Source organism: Amycolatopsis sp. NPDC049252, from assembly GCF_043197175.1.
Classification (GTDB): domain Bacteria; phylum Actinomycetota; class Actinomycetes; order Mycobacteriales; family Pseudonocardiaceae; genus Amycolatopsis.
In genome coordinates this window covers 67,828-83,442 of record NZ_JBICSQ010000014.1, presented here as the reverse complement: position 1 = coordinate 83,442, position 15,615 = coordinate 67,828, and the positions used below count along the sequence as shown (strand labels likewise).

General features: G+C 69.2%; 17 protein-coding genes. 6 read left to right on the top strand and 11 right to left on the bottom strand.

The genetic code is table 11. The features are described from left to right. Window positions 1–12 precede the first annotated feature (12 nt). The 3 genes from sdhA to ACGFMK_RS18675 all read left to right on the top strand — a co-directional run bounded on the left by sdhA (window position 13) and on the right by ACGFMK_RS18675 (window position 3,666). Window positions 13–1,767 carry a succinate dehydrogenase flavoprotein subunit gene (sdhA, locus tag ACGFMK_RS18685; protein WP_392764357.1) on the top strand — a complete coding sequence of 585 codons (1,755 nt, stop codon included), beginning with the start codon at window positions 13–15 and terminating at the stop codon, window positions 1,765–1,767. Then, the gene (locus tag ACGFMK_RS18680) at window positions 1,767–2,537 is read left to right on the top strand and encodes a succinate dehydrogenase iron-sulfur subunit (RefSeq protein WP_392764354.1); all 771 of its coding nucleotides are present in this window, start codon (window positions 1,767–1,769) and stop codon (window positions 2,535–2,537) included. Before sdhA ends, ACGFMK_RS18680 begins: the two co-directional genes overlap by 1 nt. A gap of 163 nt (window positions 2,538–2,700) precedes the next feature. Further along, on the top strand, window positions 2,701–3,666 hold the full coding sequence (locus ACGFMK_RS18675) for a hypothetical protein (RefSeq protein WP_392764353.1): 966 nt from the start codon (window positions 2,701–2,703) through the stop codon (window positions 3,664–3,666). 64 nt (window positions 3,667–3,730) lie between these two features. Here ACGFMK_RS18675 and ACGFMK_RS18670 read toward each other — a convergent pair whose 3' ends face one another. Continuing rightward, window positions 3,731–5,128 carry a S8 family serine peptidase gene (locus ACGFMK_RS18670; protein ID WP_392764350.1) on the bottom strand — a complete coding sequence of 466 codons (1,398 nt, stop codon included), beginning with the start codon at window positions 5,126–5,128 and terminating at the stop codon, window positions 3,731–3,733. 75 nt (window positions 5,129–5,203) lie between these two features. Next, on the bottom strand, window positions 5,204–5,440 hold the full coding sequence (locus ACGFMK_RS18665; protein ID WP_392764347.1) for an SCO4848 family membrane protein: 237 nt from the start codon (window positions 5,438–5,440) through the stop codon (window positions 5,204–5,206). A gap of 42 nt (window positions 5,441–5,482) precedes the next feature. On the opposite strand from ACGFMK_RS18665, the gene ACGFMK_RS18660 reads away from it, so the two are divergent. After that, window positions 5,483–6,733: a D-alanyl-D-alanine carboxypeptidase family protein gene (locus ACGFMK_RS18660; RefSeq protein ID WP_392764345.1), complete on the top strand. Its 1,251-nt coding sequence runs from the start codon at window positions 5,483–5,485 to the stop codon at window positions 6,731–6,733. Here the strand turns inward: ACGFMK_RS18660 and ACGFMK_RS18655 are convergent. The 7 genes from ACGFMK_RS18655 to ACGFMK_RS18625 are packed head-to-tail and all read right to left on the bottom strand — an operon-like array spanning window position 6,730 to window position 12,366. Beyond that, window positions 6,730–7,176, bottom strand: coding sequence for a winged helix-turn-helix transcriptional regulator (locus ACGFMK_RS18655; protein ID WP_392764342.1), 447 nt, complete (start codon window positions 7,174–7,176; stop codon window positions 6,730–6,732). The genes ACGFMK_RS18660 and ACGFMK_RS18655 overlap by 4 nt on opposite strands. After that, on the bottom strand, window positions 7,173–8,174 hold the full coding sequence (locus ACGFMK_RS18650; RefSeq protein ID WP_392764339.1) for an NADP-dependent oxidoreductase: 1,002 nt from the start codon (window positions 8,172–8,174) through the stop codon (window positions 7,173–7,175). Before ACGFMK_RS18650 ends, ACGFMK_RS18655 begins: the two co-directional genes overlap by 4 nt. A gap of 8 nt (window positions 8,175–8,182) precedes the next feature. Then, window positions 8,183–9,289, bottom strand: a complete 1,107-nt coding sequence (locus tag ACGFMK_RS18645; RefSeq protein ID WP_392764336.1) for an acyl-CoA dehydrogenase family protein — start codon at window positions 9,287–9,289, stop codon at window positions 8,183–8,185. Between the two features lie 56 nt (window positions 9,290–9,345). Then, on the bottom strand, window positions 9,346–10,374 hold the full coding sequence (gene yhjD / locus ACGFMK_RS18640) for an inner membrane protein YhjD (protein WP_392764334.1): 1,029 nt from the start codon (window positions 10,372–10,374) through the stop codon (window positions 9,346–9,348). A 45-nt stretch (window positions 10,375–10,419) separates the two neighbouring features. After that, complete coding sequence (locus ACGFMK_RS18635) at window positions 10,420–10,932, bottom strand: AAA family ATPase (protein ID WP_392764331.1); 513 nt, start codon at window positions 10,930–10,932, stop codon at window positions 10,420–10,422. Then, window positions 10,929–11,960, bottom strand: coding sequence for a tryptophan--tRNA ligase (gene trpS / locus ACGFMK_RS18630; RefSeq protein WP_392764328.1), 1,032 nt, complete (start codon window positions 11,958–11,960; stop codon window positions 10,929–10,931). The genes ACGFMK_RS18635 and trpS overlap by 4 nt, the downstream gene beginning before the upstream one ends. Before the next feature lie 46 nt (window positions 11,961–12,006). Further along, window positions 12,007–12,366 carry a hypothetical protein gene (locus ACGFMK_RS18625; protein WP_392764325.1) on the bottom strand — a complete coding sequence of 120 codons (360 nt, stop codon included), beginning with the start codon at window positions 12,364–12,366 and terminating at the stop codon, window positions 12,007–12,009. A 480-nt stretch (window positions 12,367–12,846) separates the two neighbouring features. Here ACGFMK_RS18625 and ACGFMK_RS18620 point away from each other — a divergent pair, with 480 nt between their 5' ends. Further along, window positions 12,847–13,584, top strand: a complete 738-nt coding sequence (locus tag ACGFMK_RS18620) for a chitinase (protein WP_392764323.1) — start codon at window positions 12,847–12,849, stop codon at window positions 13,582–13,584. A gap of 52 nt (window positions 13,585–13,636) precedes the next feature. On the opposite strand, the gene ACGFMK_RS18615 is transcribed toward ACGFMK_RS18620, so the two are convergent. Then, window positions 13,637–14,134, bottom strand: a complete 498-nt coding sequence (locus ACGFMK_RS18615; protein ID WP_323329653.1) for a MarR family transcriptional regulator — start codon at window positions 14,132–14,134, stop codon at window positions 13,637–13,639. Window positions 14,135–14,198: 64 nt separating this feature from the next. Here ACGFMK_RS18615 and ACGFMK_RS18610 point away from each other — a divergent pair, with 64 nt between their 5' ends. Then, entirely contained in the window at window positions 14,199–14,672 is a 474-nt protein-coding gene (locus ACGFMK_RS18610; RefSeq protein ID WP_392764320.1) for a cupin domain-containing protein, read from the top strand. Here the strand turns inward: ACGFMK_RS18610 and ACGFMK_RS18605 are convergent. Next, a complete protein-coding gene (locus tag ACGFMK_RS18605; protein WP_392764319.1) occupies window positions 14,669–15,466 on the bottom strand; it encodes an exodeoxyribonuclease III in 798 nt (265 codons plus the stop codon). The genes ACGFMK_RS18610 and ACGFMK_RS18605 overlap by 4 nt on opposite strands. Between the last annotated feature and the right edge of the window lie 149 nt (window positions 15,467–15,615).

The following is a 15,615-nucleotide window of genomic DNA, read 5'->3' as shown; positions in this document are numbered from 1 at the left end:
AGACCTCCCACCATGCAGTTCCACAAGTACGACGTGGTGATCGTCGGCGCCGGTGGCGCCGGGATGCGCGCGGCCATCGAGTCCGGCCAGCGCGCCCGCACCGCGGTCCTCACCAAGCTCTACCCGACCCGGTCCCACACCGGCGCGGCCCAGGGCGGCATGTGCGCCGCGCTGGCGAACGTCGAAGAGGACAACTGGGAGTGGCACACCTTCGACACGATCAAGGGCGGCGACTACCTGGTCGACCAGGACGCCGCGGAGATCATGGCGAAGGAGGCCATCGACGCGGTCCTCGACCTCGAGAAGATGGGCCTGCCGTTCAACCGCACGCCCGAGGGCAAGATCGACCAGCGCCGCTTCGGCGGGCACACCCGTGACCACGGCAAGGCCGCGGTGCGCCGCGCCTGCTACGCCGCGGACCGCACCGGCCACATGATCCTGCAGACGCTGTACCAAAACTGCGTCAAGTACGGCACGGAGTTCTTCAACGAGTTCTACGTGCTCGACCTCGTCACCAGCCCGGACGAGGACGGCAACCCCGTCGCGTCCGGCGTCGTCGCCTACGAGCTGGCCACCGGCGAGCTGCACGTCTTCCAGGCGAAGTCGATCGTGTTCGCCACCGGCGGCGCCGGCAAGATCTTCAAGACGACGTCGAACGCGCACACCCTCACCGGTGACGGCCTCGGCATCATCTTCCGCAAGGGCCTGCCGCTGGAGGACATGGAGTTCTTCCAGTTCCACCCGACCGGCCTGGCCGGCCTGGGCATCCTGATCTCCGAAGCCGTCCGCGGCGAGGGCGGGATCCTGCGCAACGCGTCCGGCGAGCGGTTCATGGAGCGCTACGCCCCCACCATCAAGGACCTCGCGCCGCGCGACATCGTGGCGCGCTCGATGGTGCAGGAAGTGCTGCAGGGGCGCGGGTGCGGGCCGAACAAGGACTACGTCGTCCTGGACGTCACGCACATCCCCGAGGAGACGCTGAACGCGAAGCTCCCGGACATCATGGAGTTCTCCCGGACCTACCTGGGCGTCGACCCGGTCAAGGAGCCGGTGCCGGTGTTCCCGACCTGCCACTACGTGATGGGCGGCATCCCGACCAACATCCACGGCGAGGCGTTGCGGGACAACGAGAACGTCATCCCCGGCCTGTACGCCGCGGGCGAGGTCGCGTGCGTGTCCGTGCACGGCTCGAACCGGCTGGGCACGAACTCGCTGCTGGACATCAACGTCTTCGGCCGCCGGGCCGGCATCGCCGCCGCGGAGTACGCGCTGTCGCACGAGCACGTCGAGCTGCCGGAGAACCCGACCACGGTGGTCGAGGAGCAGCTGGCCGGCCTGCTGTCGGAGCACGGTGACGAGCGCGTCGCCGACATCCGCAAGGAAATGCAGCAGACGATGGACTCGCACGCGTCGGTGTACCGGACCGAGGACACGCTGAAGCAGGCGCTGACCGACATCCAGGCGCTGAAGGCCCGCTACGAGCGGATCACCGTGGCGGACAAGGGCAAGCGGTACAACACCGACCTGCTCGAGGCCGTCGAACTGGGCTTCCTGCTGGAGCTGGCCGAGGTGCTGGTCGTCGGCGCGATCGCGCGCAAGGAGTCCCGCGGCGGCCACGCCCGCGAGGACTACCCGACCCGCGACGACACGAACTTCATGCGGCACACCATGGCGTACAAGCAGGGCACGGCGCTCGCTTCGGACATCCGGCTGGACTACAAGCCGGTTACCTTCACCCGCTACGAACCGATGGAGCGGAAGTACTGATGACTGCGGCCACCACCGAAGACGCTCCCGCCGCGTCTGACGAGCACACCCCGATCACGGTCACGCTGAAGATCCTGCGGTTCAACCCAGAGGTCGACACGGAGCCGCACTGGGAGTCCTACGACGTCCCGGCGCAGCGCACCGACCGGCTGCTGAACCTGCTGTTCTACGTCAAGGACTACATCGACGGCACGTTCTCGTTCCGCCGCTCGTGCGCCCACGGCGTGTGCGGTTCGGACGCGATGCAGATCAACGGCATCAACCGCCTGGCGTGCAAGGTCCTGATGAAGGACCTGCTGTCGTCCTCGGGCAAGCCGACGACGATCACGATCGCCCCGATCAAGGGCCTGACGACGTTGAAGGACCTCTACGTCGACATGGACCCGTTCTTCGAGGCGTACCGCGCGATCAAGCCGTACCTGATCACGTACGGCAACGAGCCGACGCGCGAGCGCATCCAGTCGCAGGCGGACCGCGACCGGTTCGACGACACGACGAAGTGCATCCTGTGCGCCTGCTGCACATCGTCGTGCCCGGTGTACTGGAACGACGGCTCGTACTTCGGCCCGGCGGCGATCGTGAACGCCCACCGCTTCATCTTCGACTCCCGCGACGAGGGGGCGGAGGAACGCCTGGACATCCTGAACGACGGCGAGGGCGTGTGGCGCTGCCGCACCACGTTCAACTGCACGGACGCCTGCCCCCGCGGCATCCAGGTGACGAAGGCGATCCAGGAAGTAAAACGAGCCCTCCTCTTCAAGCGCGTCTAACCTTCCTCCCGCAGCTGGAAAGCCGTGAAGGCCTCCTTACCGGCCATAAGAGCCGGTAAGGAGGCCTTCACGGCTTTCTGGAGTTATCCACAAGGAGTGGGTTGTCCACAGGTGGGGGGAGCGGGGCTGGTAGCGGGGCGGGGGCGGCTACACGATGTGTGGCATGCCGAAACGAGGACGGTGGGAGCTTCATCCGGATCTGCTGCGCGAGCGGAGCCGCCACGGCGTGGTGCGTGTCGCGGACCTGGAAGTTCTCGGAATCGACAGCAAGACCGTGTACCGCAAGTGCCTTCCTGGAGGCCAATGGCGACGGCTGCTGCCTGGCGTAGTCCAGCTGCACAACCACGATCCGACCATGGATCAGCATGCCGCGGCAGCCTTGCTCTACGCCGGAGCGGGCGCGCAGATCACCGGCGTGGAATCCTGCCGACGCCAGGGCATGCGGCCGGCTCAGCTACCGGTCACCCACGACGTGCATCTCCTGATCCCTCATGAGCGCAAGATCCGGAGCGCAGGCTTCGTCACGATCGAACGCACCCTCCGGCTGCCGAAACCGGCTGTGAGAAACGAGTTCCCACTGGCACCGTTGGTCCGCTCCACCACCGATGTGCTTCGTCGGCTCTACGACGATGAAATGTGCACTCAGGTACTGATCGAATCCATCCAACGCGGACGCTGCACGCCAGAGATGCTACTCCGAGAGTTGAACAAGGGGAGTCAACGAGGAACAGCGGTCCCCCGCCGGCTCTTGGTGGAATGGACAGCCGTGCGTTCGATGGCTGAAGCTCACGCGAAGCGGTTGAGCAGTCGACTGGTGAATCCGCCGAGTCATTGGAACCCCGATATCCATGACGCGTCCGGCAGATACATCGCCTGCCCCGACGGCTGGTGGGACGACGTGGGCATGGCATGGGAGATCGACTCGTTCGAGTTCCACTTCGCCCGCAGCGACTACGCCCGCACGCTCGAGCGGAACACCCGATACGCGGCCGCAGGCATCCCCGTCGTCCAGACTCTGCCGTCCGAACTGACCCACAACCCGGCAGACGTGCTCGCGAAGCTGGAAGCCGCCTACCTCACCGCCAAGGCTCGGCCACGACCGGCCGTGCATCTGGCCCGCGTCGCCTGAAAGCCGTGAAGGCCTCCTTACCGGCCATAAGAGCCGGTAAGGAGGCCTTCACGGCTTTTGCCTATTAGCGGACTGCGTCCAAGGCGTTGACCAGGCCGTGGCCGTAGTAGGAGTTGTCTCGTGCCGGGCCCGTGCACGTCGCTTCGGTGGTGGGGCACGAAACCGGGTCCGCTTCGCCCGTCAGGAAGCGGGACAGCAGCTGCGGTGGGATGCCGCGGAAGCGCGAAGCCAGCAGTGCCGCGACACCGGCCGCGTGCGGCGACGCCATCGATGTGCCGCACTTCGAGCCGTAGAGCCCGCCGAAGACCGTTGACGACAGCGGGCAGGACGGGCCCGCGCCGGCGGGCGGGGTCTGCGAGAAGTCGCCGCCGGGGGCCGTTACGTCGATCGAGCCGTAGTTGCTGAACGACGACTTCGTGCCCGCGTAGCCCACCGAGGACACCGTCACCACTCCGTCGATCGCCTTCGGGAGGATGCCGCACGTCTTGTCGACCGGGTGGGGGCGGTTCGGGTCCGTGGTCTGGGTTGTCGTGTCGAAGCCCGAGTTGCCCGCCGCCGAGATGTTCAGGACTCCGTGGTGCGTGGAGTAAGTGATCGCGCGACGCACCGCTTCGTACGCCGCCGCGTCGCCCGGTTCGCGGGAGCAGAAGAACATGCCCGGGTCGATGTAGTAGCTGTTGTTCGTCACCGGGAAGCCGTGCTTCGCCGCCCAGACGAAGCCGCAGACCGCCGACTCCGGGAAGATGTAGCCGTCGTCGTTGACGACCTTCACCGAGGCCAGCCGAACCCCCGGCGCGATGCCCGTGAAGCCCGCCGCCGGGTCCTTGCCCGCGATCGTGCCCGCCACGTGCGTTCCGTGGTCGGACGTCGTCGGGGCCCACGACGCCGGAGAAGTGTCCGGCGCACCCGTGATGCAGCCCGCCGATTCCGAAGCGGAAACCGCAGCGCGAAGAGCCGGGTGCGTGGCGTCGATGCCCGAGTCCAGGACGCCGACCGTCACCGAACGGCTGCCCTGGTACTTCTTGTTCGCCTCCGGCGCGTGGATCGCCTTCATGTCCCACTGCTGCGTCGACAGGTCACCGGCCGCGGCCACCGACTGGGTGTCCTCCAGCGTCCGGACCGCCCCCAGCGAGCGAGCGGTCGCGCCCGAAGAAGAAGCCACGTCCTTGCCACCCGAATACGCCCGGTAGACGCCGATCTTCTGCTGGAAGTCCGCGTTGCGCGAGCTGGCGATCGCGACGCCGATTTCGCCGTAGTACGCCACCTTCGTGCCGCACTTCGCGGCCAGCTCCTTGTCGACGGCCGACGCGCGCGTGCCCGGCTGGTAGGTGACGACGTACGTGTAGGCCGTGCTCGTGGTGTCGCAGGCGACCGGGGCGGCCTCGGCGGCCGGCGCGACGGCCAGCAGGCCACCTCCGACGACCAGCGCCAGCGGAGCCGCCATTCGGCGTAAACGGGACATTCCACCTCCATGATTCGGTGGCGTCAACCTAAGCCAGCCCGAAACCGGGCGCCACCGACCAAAGGTGGACAACCCTCAGGCGGCGACCCGCGACGCCCGCACCCCGCGCCAGCCCAGGATCCCGATGAGCGTCCCCAGCACGAACGACACGACGGTCAGCACGGCGTGCACCACGAAGTACGCGGTCGGCGAGCCGTCGGGCGTCCACGACTGGTCGCTCGCCCACAGGTTCTTGGCGAAGGTGATCCAGATGATCCACGACCAGACACCGAAGGCCAGCAGGAGCATGGAGGTGCGCTTCGAAATCCGCATGCCCTGAGTATGCGCGGGCGGCAACGACGCTAGATTGCGTGGGTGCACTCCGTCGCCTCCCGGTCGCTCAAGGTCTTCACGACGACGCTCACCGCCGGTCTCCTGGCCATGGGCACGCCGGTCCTCGCGGCCGCCGCGCCGCCGCAGGGAGCGCAGTGCGCGAACCACCAAGCGCCGCCGCCGGCGGTCGACACGTCGGAGAAGCCGGCGCCGGGCCGGGTGGCGCCCGCGGCGCTGCCGGTGCCCCAGGTGCCCGTCGGCGGCCCGCGGCTGGCCGAGTGCGGCCTCATCACCCCGAACGGCGCGCTCAACCCGCCGGACGGCAACACCGCCGCGTCCTGGGTGGTGCAGGACCTCGACACCGGCGCGGTCATCGCGGCCAAGGACCCGCACGCCCGGCAGCGCCCGGCGTCGCTCATCAAGACGCTGCTCGCGCTCGTCGTCGTCACCCAGCTGAAGCCCGAGCAGGTGCTCGTCGCGACGAAGGAGGACGCCGAGCAGGAGTGCACCTGCGTCGGCATCGTCGCCGGCGGGGGCTACACGGTCGACCAGCTGCTGCACGGCCTGCTGATGCACTCGGGCAACGACGTCGCGCACGCGTTCGCCACGGCGCTGGGCGGGGTCGACGCCACGGTGTCGAAGATGAACGCGCTGGCCGCCCGCATCGGCGCCCTCGACACCCGCGCCGCGACGCCGTCGGGGCTCGACGGTCCGGGCATGTCGACCTCGGCCTACGACCTGAGCCTCATCTTCCACTACGCGATGAAGCAGCCGGAGTTCGCGAAGGTCGTCGCGACCAAGGACTTCGAGATCCCGCCGGTCGGCGGCAAGCCGGCCATCCCGGTCTACAACGACAACAAGCTGCTCGGCGTCTACCCGGGCTTCCTCGGCGGCAAGACCGGCTTCACCGACGACGCCCGCCACACCTACGTCGGCGCGGCGCAGCAGAAGGGCAAGCGGCTCGCCGTCGTCATGCTGCGGGCCGAGCAGAAGCCGACCAGGGTCGTCGACCAAGCCGGGAAGCTGCTGGACTACGGCTTCGCGCTGGAGGCCGACCACGCCGAGCCGGTCGGCCGGATCACCTACCAGTCCCCCACCACGACGCCCGCGAGCGGCGAACCGACGATCCTCCCCGACGGCAGCACCGCGACCAACAGCGGCACGTCCACCGCGGCGGCCGCCAAGGACGACCCGTTCGGCGTCACCGGCTGGATCATCACGCTGGTGGTGTTCCTGATCATCGTCGGCGCGTTCGTGGTCGGGCACCAGCGCAAGAAGGCCGAAGGAAACTAGCGGAACGCGGGCCCGGGTTCCGGCGTCACCTTGTCGGTCGCGATCGCGCCGCCGCAGTGCCCGCAGGCCACGTACGTGTCGGCGATCTCGCCGCAGTCGTTGTGCCGCAACAGGATCGGTGGCCCGTCCGGCCCGGCGAGGTGCTTGTCGCCCCACTGCATGAGCGTGACGACGGCGCCGAACAGGTCCCGCCCCGCCTGCGTCAGGTGGTACTCCGGCCGGTCCGGCACTTCCTCGACGCGCGCCAGCACGCCCGCCTCGACCAGCGTTTTCAGGCGCGCGGACAACGTCGGGCGCGGGATCGACAGGTTGCGCGCGAACTCGCCGTAGCGCCGGACGCCGAAGAACGACTCACGCAGGATCAGCAGGCTCCACCGCTCCCCCACCAGGTCGAGTGCCCGGCCGACCGAGTCCGCCGTGAACCGGTGCCGCAGGTCGTTCACAGCGCCAGCACCAGCTTGCCGGTGTTCTCACCGCGGAACAGCTTCAGCAGCGTCTCCGGGAACTTCGCGATCCCGCCCGTGACGACGTCTTCGCGCGCCTTCAGCTTGCCTTCGCGCACCCAGCCGGCCAGCGCCTCGATCGCTTCGGGGTACCGGTCGGCGTAGTCGGAGAAAACGAACCCGGTCATGGACGCGCGCTGCACCAGCAGCTGCATGTAGTTGGCCGGGCCGCGCGGCCCTTCGGTGCTGTTGTACTGCGAAACCGCGCCGCTCAGCACGATCCGGGCGCCGCGCGCGAGCCGGGCGAGGGCCGCTTCGAGGACCTCACCGCCGACGTTGTCGAAGAAGACGTCGATCCCGCCGGGTGCGTGTTCCTTCAGGTCCGCGCGGAGGTTCCCGGCGCGGTGGTCGACGGCGGCGTCGAAGCCGTACTCCTCGACGAGCGTCCGGCACTTCTCCGCCCCGCCGGCGATGCCGACGACGCGGCAGCCGTGGATCTTCGCGAGCTGGCCGGTGACGATGCCGACCGACCCGGCCGCGGCCGACACCACGACGGTCTGGCCCGGCTCCGGGCGGCCGACGTCGAAGAGCCCGAAGTACGCGGTGATCCCGCTGATCCCGAGCGTCCCGAGGAACGTCGGTGCCGGCGCGAGCGACGTGTCGACGACCTGGACGCCCTTGCCGTCCGAGACGGCGTAGTTCTGCACGCCGAACGTGCCGAACACGCTCTGCCCGGCCTTGAACCCAGGGTGGTTCGACTCGACGACCTCCGCGATCCCGGCCGCGCGCATGACCTCGCCGATCCCGACCGGCGGCACGTACGACCGGCCCGGGTTCATCCAGGTGCGCATCGCCGGATCCAGCGAGAGGTACTTGACCTCGACGAGGAACTCGCCGTCACCGGGCGACGGGACGGCGTCCTCGGTGTACTGCCAGTCCTCGTCCTTCGGCAGGCCGGACGGCCGGGCGGCGAGGCGGTACTGGGCGTTGACGGGCACGGGGCTCCTCAGAACTGGTCGGTGCGGGCCGGGACGCCCAGCAGCAGCTTGCCGGACAGCTCGAAGCTGGCCGGGTTGACCTGGAAGTGCGCGGTGGCCGTGTGCGCGTCGCGGAACCGGCGCTGCAGCGGCGACGTCTCGTAGATCGCCGCGCCACCGGCGAGGTCGTACATGCTGTCGGCGACCTTCGCGGCGGTGCGCGTCGCGTGCGTGGCGGCCAGCCGGAGTCCGAGCTTGAGACGGTCCGGCACCGGGTCGGTGCCCTGCGCGGCCTGCCAGGCGTCGCCGATGCTCGCGTAGTAGAACAGCCGTGCCGCGCGCAGAGCGGCCTCGGCCTCCGCGACGGCGGCCTGGGTCTGCGACCGCTCGGCCAGCGACCGGCTGGAGCCGAGCGGCTTGCGCGTCGAGGCCAGCTCGACCAGGTCGTCGATCGCCCCGCGCGCGTTGCCCAGCGCGGCCGCGGCGACGGACAGCGCGAAGTAGCCGAAGAGCGGGAACCGGTGCAGCGCAACGGCTTCCTCGGGCGGCCCGCCCAGCACCGAGAAGACGCGGTGGTCGGGGACGAACAGCTCGTCGGCCACGCAGTCGTGGCTGCCGGTGCCGCGCAGGCCGTTGGTGTGCCAGGTGTCGAGCACCTCGATTTCGGCCTTCGGCAACGCCGCGACGTTCAACTCGCCTTCGTGCACGAACCCGGCGAAAAGCCAGTCACAGTGCGGGATTCCGCTGCAGAACGGCCAGCGCCCGGAGACGACGTAACCGCCGTCGACCTTCTTGCCGGCCCCGCGCGGCGCCCAGACGCCGGCCGCGACCGTGCGCGGGTCGCCGAAGACCTCCTCGGCGCACTTCCGCGGGGCGTAGGCCGACAGCAGGCTGCTCGTCACGGCGATCGAGACGCACCAGCCGGCCGACGCGTCGCCGCGCGCGACCGTCTCCGCCGTCTCGAGGCTGACGGCGGGCGGCGCTTCGGGGCCACCGAGGTAACCGGGGACGCCGCTGCGCAGGAGCTGGGCATCCGTCAGCTTGGCGACGAGCTCGGCCGGCAGCGCGCGGTCCCGCTCGGTGACCGGCGCGAGCGTGTTGGCGAGGGCGGCACACTCGCGGGCGGCGTCCAGCATGAAACCTCCGGTTCAGAATTCTTACCGGTTCAGTTTCTTTACCGACCCGCTCGCTGTCAAGACTTGCGACGGCCACCCAGCCACGCGAGCAGTGCCCCGGCGCTGAACGCGCCCGCGACGGCGCCGAGGCCCGGCCCGCGCTGCACGGTGACGTTCTGCTCGAGCCGCACCGGCACCGGCGGCGCGATGACCTTGCGCTGGTTCTCCTTGGCCGTCGCGGTCCACGCCGTGACGAGCAGGAGGAAGCGTGAGACGAAGTTGGCGAACACGAGCAGGCCGATGACCGGGCCGAACAGTGCGAACGCCGGCGACTTCGTGACGCTGGCCAGGTAGAACGTGGCGGCCTGCTGCAGGATGACGAACCCGATGGAGGCGAACACCGCGCCCTTGACGGCGCTGCGCAGCGCGACGCGTTCGCGCGGCAGGCGGGCGATGACCCAGAGGAAGACGAGGGTGTTGGCGGCCAGGCCGAGCACGATGGTCGCGATGCGGAGCAGGACCTTCGCCCACGTCTCGTCCGCCAGCCCGACGAGCCCGAGCAGGAAGTTCCCGACACCGCCGCCGATCGCGGTCAGCGCGAACGAGACGACGAGCGCGACACCCAGCCCGACCAGCGCGACGAGGTCCTTGAGCGTCTGCTTGACGAACGGCTGCGGCTGCTTCTCCTGGCCCCACTGCGCGGTGAGCGCGTCACGCAGGTTCGCCATCCAGCCGATGCCGGAGTAAAGGGCGATGAGCAGACCGAAGATCCCGATGCCGCTACCGGCGCCGATCGCGGCACCCACGATGCTCTTGGCCAGGTCGCGCAGGCCCGAGGGCACGGAGTTGTTGATGCCGTCGGTGATCTTGCCGATGATCGTCTGGTCGTGGTTGACGACCAGCCCGACCACGGCGAACGCGACCATCAGGATCGGGATGACCGACAGCACGCTGAAGTAGGTGATGGCGGCCGCATAGTGGTTGCCGTACCGCTCGGTGAAGGCCTCGTTCGCCCGGATCAGGTGATCGAGCCACGGGTACTTCCGCCGCAGGCGCGGCAGGAGCTTTTCCTTCTCTTCTTTGGTCGCCACTGTTTCGTTCGCCACCGTGAAACGCTAACCACGCCCGGTGACTCCCGCAACGCGAGCGGCTCACATGAGGGAGGTGAGAAGGGCCTGGTAGACGTGGTCGATCTTGCCCGCGCGGAGAACCAGCGCCCGCGTCCGCTCCTCGGCGAAGGCGGCAACCCGGTCGTACATCGCCGCGAACTGGTCGTCGGTGAGCGGCTCGGCCGTCTCGGTTTCCGACGAGCCGCGTGCCGCGAAGCGCCGGCGAGTCTCCTCACGGCCGGGGAGCAGCAGGATCTCGTGGAAGCTCGCGCCGGTCTCGCGGGCCAGCGCCTGGAGCCGTTCAGGGAACTCCGGCCGGGCCAACAGCTGCGGCACGACGACGTCGTGACCCGCGGTGAGGTGCGTCCGGGCGGCCGCCACCGCGATGTCACGGGCGAGCAGACCGGCCGGGCCGGGGGCCGTGCGCCAGCCACCGATGAGGGAACGGACGCGGTCGACGTCCAAGGCCAGCGCCGGCGGGTGGTCGTCGGCGTAACGCCGGGCGAGCGTCGACTTGCCGCTGCCCGGCGGGCCGTTGAGCAGGACGAGTTTCACCGCACCGGCGGCAGGAACCCGATCCGCTGGTACGTCTTGGCCAGCGTCTTGGACGCCACCTCACGCGCGCGTTCGGCGCCGGCCGCGAGGACCTTGTCCAGCTCGGTCACATCGTCCAAATAGGACTTGACCCGGTCCTGGATCGGCGTCACCCAGTCGACGAAGACCTCGCCGAGGTCCTTCTTCAGGTCGCCGTAGCCCTTGCCCTCGTAGGCGGCTTCGAGGTCCGGGATCGTGCGCTCGGTGAGCGCCGAGTAGATCGTCAGCAGGTTCGAGACACCCGCCTTGTTCTCGGCGTCGAACACGACCTCGCGGCCGGTGTCGGTGACCGCCGAGCGGATCTTCTTCGCCGAGCGCTTCGGGTCTTCGAGCAGCTCGACGAGGCCGTTGGCGGTGGAGGCCGACTTGCTCATCTTGCTCGTCGGGTCCTGCAGGTCGTAGATCTTCGCCGTGTCCTTGATGATGTACGGCTCCGGCACGACGAACGTCTTGCCCAGCCGGTTGTTGAAGCGCTGCGCGAGGTCACGCGTCAGCTCCAGGTGCTGGCGCTGGTCCTCGCCGACCGGGACGGCGTCCGCCTGGTAGAGCAGGATGTCCGCGGCCTGCAGGATCGGGTACGTGAACAGGCCGACGCTGGAGCGGTCGGAGCCCTGCTTCGCGGACTTGTCCTTGAACTGCGTCATCCGGCCGGCCTCGCCGAAACCGGTCTGGCACTCCAGGACCCAGCTCAGCTGGGCGTGCTCCGGCACGTGGCTCTGCACGAACAGGGCACTGCGGCTCGGGTCGATGCCGATGGCCAGCAGCTGCGCGGCCGAGACGCGGGTGCGCTGGCGCAGCACCTTCGGATCCTGCTCGACGGTGATCGCGTGCAGGTCGACCACGCAGTAGAACGTCTCGTGCGTGTCCTGCATCCGCACCCACTGGCGCAGCGCGCCGAGGTAGTTGCCGAGGTGGAACGAGTCAGCGGTCGGCTGGATCCCGGACAGGACCCGCGGGCGGCGGGCGGCTGCGATCTGCTCTTCGGACACGTGAGGATTCTTTCAGGCCGCGACGCACCGACGGCGCCGAGGGGCCTCAGGCGTGCGGGTGCGGGGCCAGGAACGGGCGCGTCGGGGCCGCGTCGGGCTCGGAAAGGACAGCCTCCGCCAGCGCCGTCACCGGGCCGGTGACCTCCGGAACGACCGGAACGGCCTGGACGACCTCGGCGGTGGAGCGGGTCTTGCGGCGCTGGCGCAGCACACCCAGCGTCATGCCGACGATGCCGAGCGCGACGGCGACCAGGCCGACCGGACCCAGCACACCGAAGCTGTCGGTGTTGCTGTCGGCCTGTGCGGTCGTGACGTCGGCCAGCGCGACCCCGCCCGCGGCCAGCAGGCCGGCCGGGACGAGCGCGACGACCGCGACCGCGCGGAACGCGCGCAGCGTGGATCGCATCAGGAGTTGACCTGGGTTGCGCACCGGAGTGCCTCCCGCGAGTGACGAGCGCAGTGTCTTCACCCAAAGCCTCACCCATACGAGTGAGACGCTGCGTGCTACTGGTCAAAAAACTACCGAGCGTGTCAAGGGCTGGTAGGCCGTTGGACTCGGGGGCCGAGACTAGCGCCCACCAGAGAACACGATCCGGGCACCCCCAGGGTTCACATCGATCACCCGAACGGTGTTGCGGAAGACGGAACGGTCCTACGCAAAGTAGAGACTGACCGATCGTTGTCCGACCATTGGTCACCCGTTCATCGCAACATCACCTCACGTTCTGCCATTTGCCGCAGTTCACACTGCTCCGATCGCGGCCTCTTCGCGTCGACCCCGTTTCACCCGTTGGCGATTGGTCTATACCTCTTGGCGTAGCAGGTAAGGAATTCACCGGCTTGGTCGGACCGCGCACGACCGGGCATGACAGCAGAGGAGTCCCGCATGTCGTTCCCCCGGTTCCTGAAGCGCGCCGGAGTGGCGGTGGGCGCACTCGCCGCCACCGCCGCGGCCGTCGTGCTCCCCACCACGACCGCGTCCGCCGCACCGTCCACTTCGGACGCTTCCTTCGTGGTCAGCGAAGCGCAGTTCGACCAGATCTTCCCGGGCCGCAACAGCTTCTACACCTACAGCGGTCTGACCGCGGCGCTCGACGCGTACCCGGGCTTCGCGAACACCGGTGACGACACCGTGAAGAAGCAGGAGGCGGCCGCGTTCCTGGCGAACGTCGACCACGAGACCGGCGGTCTCGTCTACGTCGTCGAGCAGAACACCGCGAACTACCCGCACTACTGCGACACCAGCCAGTCCTACGGCTGCCCGGCGGGCACCGCGGCCTACTACGGCCGCGGCCCGATCCAGCTCAGCTGGAACTTCAACTACAAGGCCGCGGGCGACGCGCTCGGCATCGACCTGCTGAACAACCCGTACCTGGTCGAGCAGGATTCGGCCGTCGCGTGGAAGACCGGGCTCTGGTACTGGAACACGCAGACCGGCCCGGGCACGATGACCCCGCACGACGCGATGGTCAACCAGCGCGGCTTCGGCGAGACGATCCGCAGCATCAACGGCTCCATCGAGTGCAACGGCGGCAACCCGGCCCAGGTCCAGAGCCGGGTCGACAAGTACACGCAGATCACCGGGGTCCTCGGCGTCCCGACGGGTGACAACCTCTCCTGCTGACCTCCGGCGCGACGAGCAGGGCCTTCCCTCCCGGGGGAGGCCCTGTTCGCGTTCACGGGGTGTCGTACTCCCGGAGCAGCTTGCGCAGCACGTCGTCGAGGAGGCCGAGTTCCTTGCCCCGCAACGAAGAGAGCAGTTCGGTGACGTTCGCGGTGTGTTCGGTCATCGCGGCGTCGACGACCTCGAAACCCCGATCCGTCAAGCGGATCCGGAAGCTGCGGCGGTCGTTCGGGTCGAGCGTGCGCTCGACGAACCCGGCGGCTTCCAGCCGGTCGAGGCGGCTCGTCATGCCGGCGCGGGACATCATCAGCGTCGCGGACAGCTCGGACGGGATCAGCGTGTAGGGCTTCCCCGAGCGGCGGAGCGCGGCCAGGACGTCGAACTCCCCGCGTTGCAGGCCGAACTTGCCGAAGACGCGCTCCTGCGCCGGGCCGAGCACCAGGCTCAGCCGGCCGAGCCGGCCGGCGACGCCGATGGCGGTCAGATCGAGGTCGGGGCGTTCGCGGGCCCACGCCGACACCACGGCGTCGACGGCGTCTTCGTCAGTCACGCGGACAGTCTATTCGCTCCCAGATAGTTTGACAGCGAACTATCAGCCGTGGAACCATCTCGGCATGACAACCTTGCTGGTACGCCACGACGAAGCCGAGCAGCTCGGCACCACGCCCGACACGATGACGCTGCTCGCCGACGTCTCCCAGACGGGCGGGCACCTGAGCACCAACCGCGCCTGCCTGAGCCGCGGACGCGACGGCGCGACCCCGCACTTCCACACCTCGTCGGCGGAGATGTTCTTCATGCTCGACGGGGAGCTGGAGGTGCTTCAGGGTGAGGAGGTGGTGACGGTGCGGACGGGCGACATGCTGTTCGTACCGCCGCACACGACGCACGCCTTCGGCGCGACTTCGCGGTCCGGCGCGGACGTGCTGATCGTGTTCACGCCGGGCGTCGAGCGCTTCGAGTACTTCCGGATGATCGACCGGATCCGCCGCGGCGAGGCGTCACCGGCGGAGATCCTGGCGTCGCAGGAACGCTTCGACAACCACTTCGTCGACAGCGAGACCTGGCGCGCGACCCGCGCGGCTTAGATGTCGTAGGTGGCGGTGACCGGCGCGTGGTCGGACCAGCGCTGGTCGTAGGCCGCGGCCCGCTCGACGACGACGTCCACGACCTTCTCGGCGAGGCCGGGGGTGGCGAGCTGGCAGTCGATGCGCCAGCCGGAGTCGTTGTCGAAGGCCTGGCCGCGGTAGGACCACCAGGTGTAGGGGCCGGGACCTTCGGGGTCGAGGCGGCGCTGGACGTCGGTGTAGCCGGCCTCGGTGTAGACCCGGCCGAGCCACTCGCGTTCCTCGGGCAGGAAGCCGGAGTTCTTGCGGTTGCCGCGCCAGTTCTTGAGGTCGGCGTTGTCGTAGGCGATGTTCCAGTCCCCGACGACGACCACTTCCCGCCCGTCGGCGGCGGCCTTCGCCCGGAGTTCGACGAGGTAGGGCAGGAACGCGGCCATGAAGCGTTCCTTCTCGTCCTGGCGCTCGGTGCCGACGTCCCCGCTGGGCAGGTAAAGACTGGCGACGACGACCTTCGGCAGGTGGACTTCGAGGTACCGCCCGCTGTCCTCGAACTCGGGCTCCCCGAAGCCGATCCGCACTTCATCGGGCTCAACGCGGCTGTAGACGGCGACGCCGTTGCGGCCCTTGGCGGCGGAGGGGGCGTGCACCGCGAACCAGCCATCGGGGTCGACAACGTCCGCGGGAAGCTGCTCCGCAGTGGCGCGCACCTCCTGGCAGCAGACGACATCGGCCTTCGTGGCGGCAAGCCACTCGACGAAGCCCTTTTTGGCGGCGGCGCGAAGGCCGTTGACGTTCACGGTGGAGACGGTCAGCACGCACAGCACGCTACCGGCCGGGGGTGCGGTGGTTGCGGGGGTGGGGCGTGGGTGCTTGCGGCCGAGCGCCGGGCGGGCCGGTCGCGGCGTCGGTCGCGGGGGGGTGGTGGGCCGTCGGGCGCGTGCGGCAGCGGGCGTGGCGCGGGTTG